Origin of the sequence: Pectobacterium carotovorum (assembly GCF_900129615.1) — a bacterium.
Lineage (GTDB): Bacteria > Pseudomonadota > Gammaproteobacteria > Enterobacterales > Enterobacteriaceae > Pectobacterium > Pectobacterium carotovorum.
In genome coordinates this window covers 67,647-82,150 of sequence record NZ_FQWI01000009.1, presented here as the reverse complement: position 1 = coordinate 82,150, position 14,504 = coordinate 67,647, and the positions used below count along the sequence as shown (strand labels likewise).

Here is a 14,504-nt window from a genome sequence, read left to right as displayed (position 1 = left end):
CTCAACGGGATATCAGAACGTTGTCCAGTTATCGCTCCCGTTATCCCGCGATGCGAGCGTCGGCAGGCGAGGCGCGGCCTTGTTGCCCGAATTTCCGTTACCGGAGTTCGACCTTTGCAGCCTTGGCAGACCCGCAACATCCGAATCAGAGATGCGGAAAACCGACATCAGTTTTGCCAACTTCGAGGCCTGTTCCTGCAACGAATTCGCCGCGGCAGAGGATTCGCTCACCATAGAGGCATTCTGCTGGATGGTGGTATCCATTTCAGCCACGGCACTGCCGATTTGCGCAATACCGCGGCTCTGCTCATCCGATGCTGAGGAAATTTCTCCCATGATGTCATTCACACGGCTTACAGAAGCCACAATGTCATCCATCGTCGTTCCCGCCTGAGAAACCAGCGCAGTTCCGGTATCTACGCGCGAAACCGATTCTGAGATCAGGCTTTCGATCTCTTTTGCCGCCTGTGAACTGCGCTGCGCAAGACTACGAACTTCACTGGCGACCACCGCGAAGCCTCGCCCTTGTTCGCCGGCTCGGGCTGCCTCCACCGCGGCGTTCAATGCCAGAATATTGGTTTGGAACGCGATGCTATTAATCACCGTCGTGATATCAGAGATCTTCTTCGAACTCCCTGAAATATCGCTCATGGTGCTAATCACGCGGTTAATAATATCCCCGCCGCGATTGGCATTGGTTGAGGCTTCTCCGGCAATCTGGCTGGCATGTCGGGCATTATCGGCGTTGTTCTTCACGGTAGCCGTTAATTCTTCCATGCTGGCTGCCGTTTCTACAATCGCCGCTGATTGCTGCTCAGTACGCGATGACAAATCATTATTGCCCGATGCGATGTCAGAAGAAGCGCTCTCAACGCTGTACACGCTTTGACGAATATCAGTCATTAAATGACGTAATTTCTCCGTCATCACCATCATGGCCGTCGTTAATTGTCCCAGCTCATCATGCCGTTCAACCGCGACAGTCGCTGAAAGATCGCCACCAGCAATCCGTTCCGCCAGCTTCAGGTTGGTGATAATAGGTCGGGTAATTTGTCGAGTAACAGACCATGCGATCAGTAAACCGAATACGATGGCAATCGCCCCTAGAATCAGCGTTTGCAGTACGGAGCTATTGATAATGTCATCATTCTTCGCGCCGAGCTTTTGCAGAATACTGCCGATATCGCTCGTCATTCTGTCTCCGGTTGCCCGGAATTTAACATCTGTGGTTTTTAACTGCCCCAGCCGCGCGTAATACTGCTCTGCCGTTTGATGATAGTTTTCAAATGCTTGCCAAAATTTGTCTACTACGTGACGGCGATCGCCGCTGACCGACGATGCCAATGCATCGTAGGCTACCTTAGATTCAGCGTAGACTTGCTTCTGCGCGTTAAACGCGGCTTCGCTATTCTCTCGTTGTAAGGTGTAGGTGCTGTTGACCAGTTTCAGGAACAGCAGCGAGAGAGCGTCCTTCTGCGTAGACAACGCATTTTCATCCGCGCCGACAGAGAGAGTAGTCATAAATGCCGTTAACGCATCAGAGGCATTCATCTGGCTGATTTTCTTTGCCGTCTCGACCACCGCATTTGCAGCGGTTTTCATGGTATTCAGATCGGTATCATAATCTGCAAAATCTTGATCAAGTTTTTTAAAATCAGACAGATATCCCTCTTCCCACGTGAGTGCTTTCGCTTTTTCTTTTTGCTGGCTTGCCTGGCTAATGTAGGTATTGAGATTCTTGATATTGTCATCTGCAAAAGTGAATGAATATTTGACCCTCGCCATTTTTGACTGATCGAGATAGTGATTCATTTCATTCAAAATTGTCGTTTTAACATACAGATCGTGGATGATAAAAAATCGTACAGCGCCAACGCCAGACGCGATCATGACCAACAACAGGACAATCCCGAAACCGCCATACAGCTTATGAGAAACCTTGAGGTTACTCATAATCCTGGTAAAAAAATGCATTTCCGTCCCCCTCATTAACAAACCATGTCTAAAAATCGCCATGCCTAAAACATCCCGGTAGATAGGGTTATCGGTTTTTAACGGTAATGCTTTACCTGAAAATGAGTGATAGTAATCACAAAGGAAATATATTAATCAATTAACCACAAAGGGATTTCATGACTATCGTGGAGCACCCTGTATGCGGCGGTGATGCGTCTATATGCGATCGTTCATCATACCCATCGTGCAAATCCCCCATTAATTGCGGTTAACCTTGGGCAGATGCGGGGGCGGTATCGCTTGCAGTCTCTCGCCAGCTACGCGATTATTCGATGAGCTATTTCTACGTTAACTTCCTTAATCTGCTGGAGTTTGTGATGAAACCTAGCGTTATCCTGTATAAAAAAGTGGCTGACGATCTACGCGCTCGTTTAGACCAACACTTCACCGTCACTGAACTTGACGCCTTTCCCTCACTCGATCATCCCGCACTGGCAACGGCCGAAGGCATCATTGGTTCCGGTGGTAAAGTCGATAAAGACTTCCTGCAACACGCACCGCGTTTACGCGCGGCTTCCACCATTTCTGTTGGTTACGACACCTTTAACGTCGACGCGCTGAATGAAAAAGGGGTGATTCTCATGCACACCCCAACCGTGCTGACGGAAACCGTAGCGGATACGGTTCTGGCACTGATGCTCGCCAGCGCACGCCGGGTCGTGGAAGTGGCTGAGCGGGTTAAGGCGGGTGAATGGAAAGGGGGCGTCGGCAGCGACTGGTTTGGCACTGACGTTCACCATAAAACTATCGGTATTCTGGGGATGGGCCGCATTGGTCTGGCCGTCGCGCAACGCGCCCACTTTGGTTTCAGCATGCCGGTTCTGTACAACGCGCGCCGCCATCACGCCGAAGCGGAGCAGCGTTTTAATGCCCGTCACTGCGATCTCAATACGCTATTAGCCGAGTCTGATTTCCTCTGTATCACGCTGCCGCTAACGGCAGAAACGCACCATCTCATTGGCCGCGAACAGCTGGCAAAAATGAAACCCAGCGCCATTTTGATTAATATCGGTCGTGGTGCCGTCGTGGATGAAGACGCGCTAACGGAAGCCCTGGTGAAAGGGACAATTCAGGGCGCGGGTCTGGATGTTTTTGTCAAAGAACCGCTGCCCGTCGATTCTCCGCTGCTGGATTTACCTAACGTGGTGGCGCTGCCGCACATCGGTTCTGCCACGCACGAAACCCGTTACGACATGGCTGCCTGCGCCGTTGACAACCTGATTGCCGCCCTGAGCGGTCAGGTCAAAGAAAACTGCGTGAATCCGCAGGTTTTGAAATAGCCTTAAGTCGACCTTAGCGCTGCGACGACGCTTTCGCAGCGCTGCTTTTCCCCGCTCACCAAGCCCATCATCACACGCGAAACGCTGCGATTTCTCGCAAAAACCACGCTTTTTCCTAACTAAAAACTGGATAACCAATACCAGTATTGTTCTTTGCTGTTTCCTATCGCCTATGGAAGTATCGGCTGTAACGAGCGGTTAACGTCTTCTGCTGTATTCCCCGTTTCAGGACGTAATCGATACGCATATTCACCTGATAAAAAACAAATTTAATAAAAACCATCACATGTAGGGAAAACCATCGTGGCGACTTTTTTGCATCCTCATCAGAAACTCACTATTTTTGCCTCATTGCTCCTTCTGGGTGGTGCGCTGGGCGCACAGGCCGCGAACGACGCGCCGAAAATCGGCGGCACGCTGATTTATCTGGAGCAGCAGGCGCATACCAATCTCTATACGCCAGCAGGCGGGTTTTATCCGAACGGCGGCATCCTCAACCAGATCACCGATAAACTGACGTACCAGAACCCAGAAACGCTGGAGGTCGAACCGTGGATTGCGGAATCCTGGACCATTAACGCGGATAACACTGAATACACGTTCAAGATTCGTCCCGGCGTCAGCTTCTCTGACGGCACCCCGCTGGATGCCAACGCAGTAGCGAAAAACTTCGATACCTACGGCTTGGGGAATACGGCGCTCAATCAGCCGATTTCTGAGGTCATCAATAACTACCTGCGCAGTGAAGTCATCGATCCGCTCACGGTGAAGTTTTACTTTAAGAAGCCGTCTCCGGGCTTTCTGCAAGGTACTGCGACCATCGGTTCCGGTCTGGTGTCCCTCAGTACGCTGGAGCGCAATTTCAATCAGTTAGGCAATGCCAAAAACATTATTGGCTCCGGCCCGTTCGTAGTGAGCAGCGAGAAACTGGGACGCGAACTGAAACTGACCGCCCGCAAGGATTACAACTGGGCTCCGGTTAAATCGAAGCATCAGGGGCGTGCCTATCTGGACGGCATTACCTATCTGGTGACCCCGGAAGACAGCGTGCGTATTGGCGCGCTGGTATCGGGTCAGGCGGACTTCATTCGTCAGATCCAAGCCTATGATGAGAAGCGGGTGCAGAGTCAGGGCTTCAATCTTTATGCCCCACCGACACGCGGCGTCAATAACAGCGTCGTATTCCGCCCGGATAACCCACTGGTCGCCGATATTCGCGTACGTAAAGCACTGCTGCACGCCACCAACACCAAAGAGATCATTGATACGCTGTTCTCGGACAACTACCCACAGGCCACGTCACCGCTGGCTAAAACCGCCGCAGGCTATGTCGATCTCTCCAGCAAACTCACGTTCGATCCCGCGCAGGCCAACAAACTGTTAGATGAAGCAGGCTGGAAAACTGGTTCACAGGGGTTGCGGCAAAAAGACGGCAAAACGCTGGAGCTAACCGCCTATGAATCCCTGCCGCAGCCGCAGAACAAAGAAACCTTACAGCTGGTTTCTCAGCAGTGGGCAAAAGTCGGCGTGAAGCTGAACGTACTGGCGGGTGACGCAGGCAGCAAGACCGTCGATAGCCTCGATCCGCTGAAAACGGGCGTTGCTCCAGCGATGGTAGGCCGTGCCGACCCGGATGTGCTGAAAAGCCAGTATTACCCAACGGTACGCAACGTCCTGCTGCAAAAAGGCGGTTCCAGCGACAAGGTGAACACCTTTGTCGATACGCACCTAAATACGCTGCTGGATGGCATCGCCGCTGAAACCGACCGCAGCAAGCGACTGGCGCTGGTCGGAGAGGTGCAGAGCTACCTGATCGATCAGGCCTACGTCATTCCTATTTTTGAAGAGCCGCAGGTGTTTGCGGGCGCGCCCACCACAAAAGGCATCGCGTTTGAAGCCGTTGGTCGCCCCAGCTTTTACAACACCTGGCTGGATAAGTAACACAGAAGAAAGAGGGAGGAGATCATCATGAACCGATATCTGGCACTGCGCATCGGTCATGCACTGCTGGTCCTGTGGGCGGCATTCACCCTGTCTTTTATCCTGCTTCAGGCGATGCCGGGTGATGCCGTACTGATCAAGTTTCAAAACCCAGAGCTCGGCCTGAGCGCCGAGCAGATCGCGCAGCTGCGTTTATCCTACGGTGCCGATACGCCGGTGCTCACGCAATATTTCCATGCGATAGCCCAGATACTGCGTGGCGATCTAGGTCTCTCTCTTCAGGCTGGCGTGCCGGTCACCGAACTGATTGCCGCAAATCTGCCACCCACGCTACTGCTCGCGGTGCTGGGTTTCATCGCCGCCGGGCTGTTGGCGTTCGCCCTCGCGTTCTTATCAACACTGACGCCGTTTCAGTGGCTGCGAACCGCACTGCAATCGCTGCCATCACTGTTTATTTCCGTGCCGACCTTCTGGCTTGGCATTGTGTTAATTCAGATCTTTTCTTTTCGTCTGGGGCTGATTCCCGTCATTAACCCCGGCGAATGGGAAGGGCTGATTTTGCCTGTTCTGACGCTGGCGCTGCCGATCTCCGCCCCGCTCGCTCAGGTGCTGATGCGCAGCATCGATCAGGTACAAACCCAGCCGTTTGTTGCGGTAGCCCGTGCGAAAGGAGCCAGCCGCAGCGGCGTGCTCTGGCGACATATCGCCCGTAACGCGATGCTGCCCACGCTGACCATCGCCGGTTTGCTGCTGGGCGAGCTGATTGCGGGGGCGCTGATTACCGAAACCGTGTTTGGACGTAACGGGCTCGGTCAGTTGACGCAAGAAGCCGTGAACTATCAGGACAGCAGCGTGTTACAGGCCATCGTGCTGATTTCCGCCGCCGCCTTTGTCGTCGTCAATTTGGTCGTCGACCTGCTTTATCCCCTTCTCGATCCGCGCCTGAAAAGAACGCCAGGAGCCACGCTATGACTACCGTACAACTGGAAAAAATCACGTTTCCTCTTCTGCGCAAGCGACCGCTTCTGCGTCGCTACGCCTTTCAACCGGGACTGGCGCTGGCCTGGCTGGTTATGCTGACCGTCGCACTCTGGGCGCTGTTTCCCGGCTGGTTTACCAACTATAGCCCGACGGAAGGTATCGCAGGCGCACAGCGGCTGGCACCTGACGCCGACTACTGGCTCGGCACCGACCAACTGGGGCGCGATCTCTATGCGCGCATTGTTTATGGCGCGGTGCACTCACTTTCCGGCGCATTTATCGCCGTCGGGCTAGGTCTGGTGCTCGGCAGCCTGTTCGGCCTGTTGGCAGGTGCAGTCGGCGGCTGGCTGGATAGCGTCGTGATGCGCAGTATCGATGTCTTGCTGGCCATTCCCGGCCTGCTGCTGGCGCTGAGCGTCATCATTCTGTTGGGTTTCGGCACGGTTAACGCCGCGATTGCCGTGGGCGTCACCTCCGTTGCCAGCTTCACCCGACTCGTGCGTTCAGAAGTGCTGCGCGTGCGCCACAGCGACTACGTCGAAGCCGCCTATGGCAGCGGCGGCACCTTTTTCAGCGTGCTGTGGCGGCACATTCTGCCGAACTCACTGACTACCGTTTTCGCCTTTGCCGCTCTGCAATTCGGCAGCGCGATTCTGGCCATCTCCACACTGAGCTTCCTCGGCTATGGCGCACCACCGCCCACGCCGGAATGGGGGCTGCTGATTGCCGAAGGCCGCAACTACATCGCAACCGCCTGGTGGCTAACCACCTTCCCCGGCCTGATTGTCGTGTTAGTTGTGCTGTCCGCTAACCGTATCAGCCAGTCGATCAGGAGGACGGAACGATGAGCCTGTCAGCCAGCTTACAAACCAGCGCAGCCGTGCCTGTGTTGGCTCTGGAGAACGTTACAATTGCCTATCGCAGTGACGATCGCGAACAGACGGTGGTCGAAGGCGTCTCTTTCCATATTCAGCCCGGTGAAGTGGTGGCGCTGGTAGGGGAATCCGGTTCGGGGAAGACGACCACTGCGCAGGCTGTCATCGGTTTACTCGCCGAGAACGGCAGGCTAACGCGCGGCGCCATTCGGCTAAACGGCGTGGATATCAGCGGCTGGTCGCAAAAACGATTGGATAGCGTGCGCGGTGCGCAGATCAGCCTGATCCCGCAGGATCCCACCAGTTCACTGAATCCGGTGCAAACCATCGGCGAGCAGGTGGATGAGATTCTGCGGATTCATCAGCGGGAAGATCGTCAGACTACCCGCCAGAAAACGCTGGCGCTGCTGGAGCGCGTGGGGCTAAACCAGCCGGAACTGCGGGCGAAACAGTATCCGCACGAGCTGTCCGGCGGTATGAAACAGCGCGTCCTGATCGCCATTGCGATTGCGTTGAAGCCCGCACTGATTATTGCTGACGAACCTACCAGTGCGCTGGATGTCACGGTGCAGAAACGTATTCTCGATCTGCTTGATGAACTGCGGCGCGAAAATGGCACAGCGGTGCTGTTCGTGACTCACGATCTGGGCGTCGCCGCCGAACGTGCCGATCGCCTGCTGGTTTTCCAGAACGGCTACATTCAGGAGCAAGGCCCAACGCTTGAGGTATTACGTGCGCCGTCAAGCCACTATGCCCACACGCTGCTGGCGAATGTTCCGTCGCTAAACCCAAGCCCGCGTCCACAATGTGCCCCTACATCTGAATCTGACATTATTGTCTCGGTCGAAAATTTGGTGCAGACCTTTCCCCTGTCGGGTCGTAAAGGGGAACATTTTCGGGCGGTGGATGACGTCTCTTTCAGCGTGGCACGCGGCACAACGCACGCCATTGTGGGCGAATCCGGTTCTGGTAAAACCACCACGGCGCGCAGTCTGCTCGGATTCCATCATCCCAGCGCCGGGCGCATTCTGATCGACGGCACCGACATCACTCACCTGAAAGGTGAAGCGCTGCGCCAGTTCCGGCAGAAAATTCAGTTGGTCTATCAAAACCCTTTTGGCTCACTCGATCCGTCACAGCGGTTATATGACATCGTCGAGGAGCCGCTGCGCAATTTTAATCGCCATACCGCCGCGCAGCGGGAGCGAAAAATTCATGAGATGTTCGAGCGCGTTGCCCTGCCGGTAGCGCTGCTATCACGCAAGCCACGTGAACTGTCCGGCGGACAGCGCCAACGTGTCGCCATCGCCCGGGCACTGGTGCTGGAACCACAGGTACTAGTGCTGGACGAAGCGGTTTCGGCACTGGATGTCACCGTGCAGGCGCAGATTCTGCGTTTACTGACCGAGCTACAGGAATCACTGGGGCTGACGTACCTGTTCATTTCGCACGATTTGGCGGTAGTACGCCAGATCGCCGACACCGTTTCCGTGCTGTACCACGGCAAGCAGCTTGAATCCGGCCCGGTGGAACAGATCTTCGCCCAGCCCGAACATCGCTATACCCGTGAACTCATCGAGGCCATCCCCGGACAGCAACACCCGGCTTTTGCCCGTTTCCACCCTCCCCATATTCACACTGAACCCACATTCGCACTAAACCAAGGACTGTAGAATGGCAACGAAACGTCTGGGATTTTTCACGCGATTACTGGATGACGTCTCCGCCCAGCAGCGCTATCGGCTGGCGACGGAACAGATCGTCAAAGCCGAACAATTAGGCTTCGACAGCGCCTGGGTCGCACAGCACCACTTTCACGCGGATGAAGGCGGATTGCCTTCACCGCTGGTCTTTCTGGCGCTGGTCGCCGCACGCACCCAACGCATCCAGCTCGGCACTGGCGTGATTACGCTGCCGATGGAAGAGCCGCTGCGCGTAGCGGAAGACACCGCCGTGCTCGATTTACTCAGCAACGGCCGGCTGGAAGTCGGCGTGGGTTCTGGCGGTACACCGTCCTCATTCGCCGCATTTGGTCACGACAGCGCACAGCGCGGACAGATCCTCGGGCGCTATCTGGAAAAACTGCGCGCCGCGTGGCGAGGTGAAGCCTTGAGCGAAGACGGCAATCAGCTCTATCCTGCTGCACCACATTTAGATAAGCGCGTCTGGCAAGCGACGTTTTCCATCGAAGGTGCCGAGCGTGCCGGTAAAGCAGGCGATGGCCTGATGCTTTCCCGTACCCAGCTGCGCCCGGAACATTTCCCGGACGCCACGCTCGCCGATCTACAAAACCCAATGATCGACGCCTATTTGGCCGCACTGCCCGCTGGTGTCGCACCGCGCATCCTCAGCTCACGCAGCGTTTTCGTGGCTGACGATCGTCAATTAGCACTGAGTCTGGCAGAGAAAGGACTTAATCGTTCCGCCGCCCGTTCCGGCACGTTCCGCCCGATCCCTCACGACTCGGTGGAGGCACTGATCGCCTCCTTCGATAGCCATGTCGGCACCGCGCAAGATGTGATTGCGTCACTGCGGGCAGACAGCTCGCTGGAGCGCGCGACCGATGTGACATTCCAGGTGCATTCCATCGATCCGCCGCATGCGCTGATCCTTCGCTCGCTTGAACTAATAGCGACTCAGGTCGCCCCCGCTTTGGGCTGGAAGCCCGCCGTCAAACAGAAAAGCCCGATCGGGCAGGAGATTGCATGACGCACGCTAACACGTTACACACCCATGACGTACTGGATGCGCTGGCTGAAATCAGCCCGGATTCGGCACTCGCCGCCGCCAGAAAAACCCGCGATGCGGCAACTCGCCACACCCAAGGCAGCTACGACGCGCTGTTTAACGCCGACGCCGCAGACAATGCGACATTACCGCTATCGCTACGCTTCTGGTTTGCGACAAAAATCAGCGGCTGGCAGCAGGATGAGCAGCTACAGCATTTTTATGCCGAGCGGCTAGCGGACTTCCCTGAACCCTCGCTGACACCCGCGCTACAGCTGGCGCTGGATCATGCCGAACGCCTGACGAAAACGCCCGTGCAAGCCTCGGCGTCCCACGTCAATGCGCTGGAGCAGGCGGGCTGGTCGGTAGATGACATCGTGACGCTGTCGCAGCTCATTGCGTTTGTGAATTTTCAAAGCCGACTACTGCGCGGCTATCGCCTGATTGCCGGTCATCGCGTTAGCCAGCCGCATTCGCAGGCCGCCGTTGCAGGCCAGTGGCATACCCAAGCACAGACGCACAGCGGTAAGTCTGCGCCGCAGGCATTCACTCAGGCGGAACTGGATTGGGAACCGTGGATCGCGCCCAAACCGCTGGCCGAATTTAATGCGGATGAGCAGGCGATTCTGGCGCGTTTCGGCCACACCGATTCCGACTATTTTCGTCTGCTAGGCCGCAACCTGCCGGTGCTGGAACAGCGCACGCTGACGGATAAAGGGATTTTCTATACCGCTGGCGGCCTGCCGCGTAAAGAGCGCGAACTGATCGCCGCCGTCACCAGCAAGGTTAACGGCTGTATCTACTGCGCCTCGGTACATGCACGTAAAGCCAGCCAGCTCTCCAAGCAGGACAGTGACGTGCAGCGACTGCTGGACGTCGTCCCCGGCGGCGATTTGAGCATCGGCCAAAGCCCGCGCTGGCAGGCGATTATCGATTTCTCGGCACGCCTTTCCGCCACGCCCGCGCAGGTCAATGCCAACGACCTGAAACTGCTGCAAGAGCAGGGGTTGGATACGCTGGAGATTGTCGATGTAGTGCAGTCAGCCGCCTTCTTCTCGTGGGCCAACCGACTGATGCTCACGCTAGGTGAGCCGTTCTGGCCGGAGCATTAATCCAGCGTTGCACGATAGCAAATCAGGCGACATGATATCTGCGCCGCCTGATGTTATTTATTTTTAGTGTCATAAATGAGCCAAATTAAGTAAAAACCAACAAGGAAGTATTACACATGGACATTAAGAAAATTTACGGACTATACTTAACCCATTAACGGGTTAGATTCAAAAGTAGAGTCCATTTATGAACACTCCTGCCACTGCACCAACATTACTAAAGCTCGACGCCATTAGCGAAGCTATCGACGAACTCCGGCACGAACTCGCGCGTAACGATTCCTCCAGTAAAGGAACCATTCTGGAAGATCACATTCATTCTCTGGATACCTTTGGCGTTCAGCTAAATACGCGACGTAAAGCGTTGGGCATCGAACTCACTACGCTAGAGCTACAGACTGGCGTATCACTATCCACGTTAAAACGTTTATTCAAAGATCCCGCTCAGGTGAAGTTTTCCACGGTTTATAGCGTCTGTTCCGCGTTAGGGATAAAGCTATGCGCCGTCAAGTAAAGGTCTATCTTTACGGTGTCCACATCGGCCAGTTAAGTCAGGACGATAAAGGCTATTTGTTTGAATATAAAAAGTCCTACATCGGCCCGCCATTATCCTTGAGCCTACCGATACAGGCCGGAACATTTCGCAGCCAGACATTACCGCCTTATTTTGCCTCATTAGCTCCCGAAGGCTGGCTCCGGCGACAGTACAGCCAGCTTCAGCATCTGGATGAGAAGGATTTATTTGGCATCCTCATTCAAAACGGTAAGAACCTGATCGGTGCCGTGCAACTGATCGCGGAGGATAAGTCATGACAAGATGTCGAATTTTGCTGACACCGCTGACACACGAAGAAGAAAGTGCCACAGGTTATAGCCGTAAAGGGTTGAAGCATCTGACGGGATCAATGCACGCTTCCCCGGCCTTACGTTTCACCCGACAGCAATTTATGCACGACTTGCCACAAGCACAGAAAGGCATGAGCATCTCTGGCTATCAGCCCAAAATTCAGATGGTATTAGAAGAACGGGCGTTTACCGTCGTTGATCATCAAGGGCTGTACATCCTCAAGCCTTCTCCGATTGAATTTCCCCATTTGGCAGAAAACGAACACGCCACGATGACGCTAATGGCACGCCTGGGGTTTGCCGTTCCACCACACGGGTTACTCCGTTTTAAACCGGAGCAGGCTGATGACGAACCTGAGTTTGCTTTCGTTATTAAGCGCTTCGACCGCGACGAAAAAACGGGTCACCCTATCCATCAGGAACAGTTGGACGGTGCGATGGGGGCCGGTGAAAAATTCGGTAAAATACGAACAGATGGCAGGCAATACGTCAGTTATGAGCGGTTGGCTTTATTCCTTAGCAAACACGTTAATGACAATATCGTCTTCAAAATAGATCTGTTTCGCCGCATCGCTTACGCCTACATGCTGGGTAACAACGACATGCACCTGCGTAATTTTGGGCTGGTACATTCACGCTCAGGCCAATTAATGCTGGCCCCTATTTATGACTTTGTTTCCGTCGCCCCCTATCCCACCTATTTTTCTTCCTGCTTCATGGCGCTACCGCTGCTGATTCAAGAAGAGGGCGATGAAGCGCTCGCACCCGGCTTTGAAACCGCGTACGGAGAGTATCTGGGTATGGATTTCATTCTGTTCGGACAGCGTATCGGGCTGAGTGAAAACCTGACCAAAAAGCTACTGGCAGACTTCCTCAAAGAAGCTGAATGCGTTGAATCAACCTATCGGGATTCCTTTATGCCTGCGGAGGCGATTGATACGACGCTGCGGTGCTATCGACACCGCCTGAATCTTATGAGCATTCTCGATGCAGAACGGATTTAGTGATTCATAATCAAGTTTTCACACCGCACCACTGCGGATAATCAGTGCAGTGGCGCTAACTTACCGCCGAGACAAAACCAGACGCGCGGCGAATGCCAAAAAGATAACGCCTGTCGTACGGTCCATCCACTTCACTACAGAACCGCGACGCAAAAAACGCGACAGCGGACGCGTCGCCGCAATCAGCGTGGACGACCACAGCGTGCCGATAAAGACATGAATAAGAACCAGCAGATAAGTCCACAGCACCACTGAATGTCCGGCAGGGATAAACTGCGGCAGGAATGAAACGTAGAACACGCCGATTTTTGGATTTAATACGTTGCCCAGCATGCCACGGAGAAACCAGTTCTGCTGCTTCGGTGCACCTTGTGGCGCGGCCATCACCAGTTCAGTTCTGGGTTTCAGGATCATTTGCAGACCCAACCAACAGAGATAAGCCGCACCGCACCATTTCAGGATGTTATAGGCCAGCTCCGATGCAGCAATCAGCGTTCCTAGGCCAAACGCCACCATCGCGCCCCAAATCAGGCAACCAACGTTAATACCAAACGCGGCATGAAAAGCCTTTTTACTACCTTCAACAGTAGCGGTGCGTAAAATCAGCGCGGTATCCAGACCTGGCGTCAGAGTTAGCAGCGTCGCAGCAAACGTAAAAGCAATCAGCGATTCGGTCAAGGTCACGGTAATTCATCACTCCAGCAGGGAAATGCAGCATAAGCACACTATTTTCCACGAGAATGGCGCAAGATGGAACGTCACACTCAGGCGAAATCAATCCTAATTACGCACTGTGCAGAGTCTGATCCTATCCAACACCTCTCTTCGGTCACGCCACGGCAGATCGCATAACGACAGTCCACAATCCGATCCTGATTCAGGAAGCGTAAATAAACTCCCCTTATTGGCACCTCTCCACTAGGCTATCCAGCAAGCATGATCCACGATACAGGCGCAACACCATGATAAAACGCTTCTTCCTCACGCTCGCTTTATTGACGCTTTCCGCATCGTCACTGGCGCAAGATGCCCTGCCAGACGCAGTGAAGAGTATCGAAAAACAGGGCATTACGATCATCAAACCCTTCACTGCACCCGGCGGCGTGCAAGGCTGGCTGGGCAGCTATCAGGGCGTAGGGGTGACCATCTACTTAACGCCGGATGGTAAGCATGCTATTTCGGGCTATATGTATGATGAACACGGCAACAACTTGAGTGAAACGCTGATTCAGCAGGAAGTGTATGTGCCTGCTGGTCGGGAGATGTGGCAGAAATTACAACAGGCGCCGTTTATCTCCGAAGGAGAGAAAGACGCGCCGCGTAAAATCATCGTCTTTGCCGACCCATTCTGCCCGTACTGCAAACAGTTCTGGCAGCAGGCACAGCCGTGGGTTAAAGCAGGAAAAGTCCAACTGCAAACGCTACTGGTCGGCGTCATTAAACCGGAAAGTGGGCGTTATGCCGCCGCGATTCTTGCCGCCAGCGATCCGGCCAAAGCCTGGCATGAGTATGAGATATCGAACGGTAAAACGGTGCCTCCGTTCCCCGAAGCATCATCCCGCGATATCTGGAATAACATTCAGCATAATCAGCGGTTAATGGATGAATTAGGCGCGAACGTCACGCCTGCCATCTATTACCTGAATGATAAGAATGAACTACAGCAGGTCGTCGGGCTGCCGGATGAACAGCAGTTATCGGAGATGATGGGGAAATAGACAC

Annotated in this window: 13 protein-coding genes; 11 read left to right on the top strand and 2 right to left on the bottom strand. The window is 54.4% G+C overall.

Annotation, left to right across the window (positions count from 1 at the left end; translation table 11 throughout):
* Nucleotides 1-12: 12 nt before the first annotated feature.
* Entirely contained in the window at nt 13-1,974 is a 1,962-nt protein-coding gene (locus BUB06_RS17135; protein WP_039474462.1) for a methyl-accepting chemotaxis protein, read from the bottom strand.
* Nucleotides 1,975-2,333: 359 nt separating this feature from the next.
* On the opposite strand from BUB06_RS17135, the gene ghrB reads away from it, so the two are divergent.
* The 10 genes from ghrB to BUB06_RS17085 all read left to right on the top strand — a co-directional run bounded on the left by ghrB (nt 2,334) and on the right by BUB06_RS17085 (nt 12,782).
* Nucleotides 2,334-3,296: a glyoxylate/hydroxypyruvate reductase GhrB gene (gene ghrB, locus BUB06_RS17130; protein ID WP_010296561.1), complete on the top strand. Its 963-nt coding sequence runs from the start codon at nt 2,334-2,336 to the stop codon at nt 3,294-3,296.
* A 303-nt stretch (nt 3,297-3,599) separates the two neighbouring features.
* The gene (locus BUB06_RS17125) at nt 3,600-5,237 is read left to right on the top strand and encodes a TIGR04028 family ABC transporter substrate-binding protein (RefSeq protein ID WP_010296560.1); all 1,638 of its coding nucleotides are present in this window, start codon (nt 3,600-3,602) and stop codon (nt 5,235-5,237) included.
* 27 nt (nt 5,238-5,264) lie between these two features.
* Nucleotides 5,265-6,209, top strand: a complete 945-nt coding sequence (locus BUB06_RS17120; protein ID WP_039474460.1) for an ABC transporter permease — start codon at nt 5,265-5,267, stop codon at nt 6,207-6,209.
* Nucleotides 6,206-7,066 (top strand): ABC transporter permease, encoded by an 861-nt coding sequence (locus BUB06_RS17115; RefSeq protein ID WP_039474457.1) that lies wholly within the window; start codon nt 6,206-6,208, stop codon nt 7,064-7,066. Before BUB06_RS17120 ends, BUB06_RS17115 begins: the two co-directional genes overlap by 4 nt.
* The gene (locus tag BUB06_RS17110) at nt 7,063-8,766 is read left to right on the top strand and encodes a dipeptide ABC transporter ATP-binding protein (RefSeq protein WP_039474455.1); all 1,704 of its coding nucleotides are present in this window, start codon (nt 7,063-7,065) and stop codon (nt 8,764-8,766) included. The genes BUB06_RS17115 and BUB06_RS17110 overlap by 4 nt, the downstream gene beginning before the upstream one ends.
* A 1-nt stretch (nt 8,767) precedes the next feature.
* The gene (locus tag BUB06_RS17105; protein ID WP_039474452.1) at nt 8,768-9,802 is read left to right on the top strand and encodes a putative FMN-dependent luciferase-like monooxygenase; all 1,035 of its coding nucleotides are present in this window, start codon (nt 8,768-8,770) and stop codon (nt 9,800-9,802) included.
* Nucleotides 9,799-10,932, top strand: a complete 1,134-nt coding sequence (locus BUB06_RS17100; RefSeq protein WP_039474449.1) for an alkylhydroperoxidase domain protein — start codon at nt 9,799-9,801, stop codon at nt 10,930-10,932. The genes BUB06_RS17105 and BUB06_RS17100 overlap by 4 nt, the downstream gene beginning before the upstream one ends.
* Before the next feature lie 187 nt (nt 10,933-11,119).
* Nucleotides 11,120-11,446 (top strand): helix-turn-helix domain-containing protein, encoded by a 327-nt coding sequence (locus BUB06_RS17095; RefSeq protein WP_039474447.1) that lies wholly within the window; start codon nt 11,120-11,122, stop codon nt 11,444-11,446.
* Nucleotides 11,431-11,745, top strand: coding sequence for a HipA N-terminal domain-containing protein (locus BUB06_RS17090; RefSeq protein ID WP_039474444.1), 315 nt, complete (start codon nt 11,431-11,433; stop codon nt 11,743-11,745). The genes BUB06_RS17095 and BUB06_RS17090 overlap by 16 nt, the downstream gene beginning before the upstream one ends.
* A complete protein-coding gene (locus BUB06_RS17085) occupies nt 11,742-12,782 on the top strand; it encodes a type II toxin-antitoxin system HipA family toxin (RefSeq protein ID WP_039474441.1) in 1,041 nt (346 codons plus the stop codon). Before BUB06_RS17090 ends, BUB06_RS17085 begins: the two co-directional genes overlap by 4 nt.
* Nucleotides 12,783-12,842: 60 nt before the next feature.
* Here BUB06_RS17085 and BUB06_RS17080 read toward each other — a convergent pair whose 3' ends face one another.
* Complete coding sequence (locus BUB06_RS17080) at nt 12,843-13,466, bottom strand: LysE family translocator (RefSeq protein WP_039474438.1); 624 nt, start codon at nt 13,464-13,466, stop codon at nt 12,843-12,845.
* Between the two features lie 278 nt (nt 13,467-13,744).
* On the opposite strand from BUB06_RS17080, the gene dsbG reads away from it, so the two are divergent.
* Complete coding sequence (dsbG, locus tag BUB06_RS17075) at nt 13,745-14,500, top strand: thiol:disulfide interchange protein DsbG (protein ID WP_039474436.1); 756 nt, start codon at nt 13,745-13,747, stop codon at nt 14,498-14,500.
* The last annotated feature ends 4 nt before the right edge of the window (nt 14,501-14,504 follow it).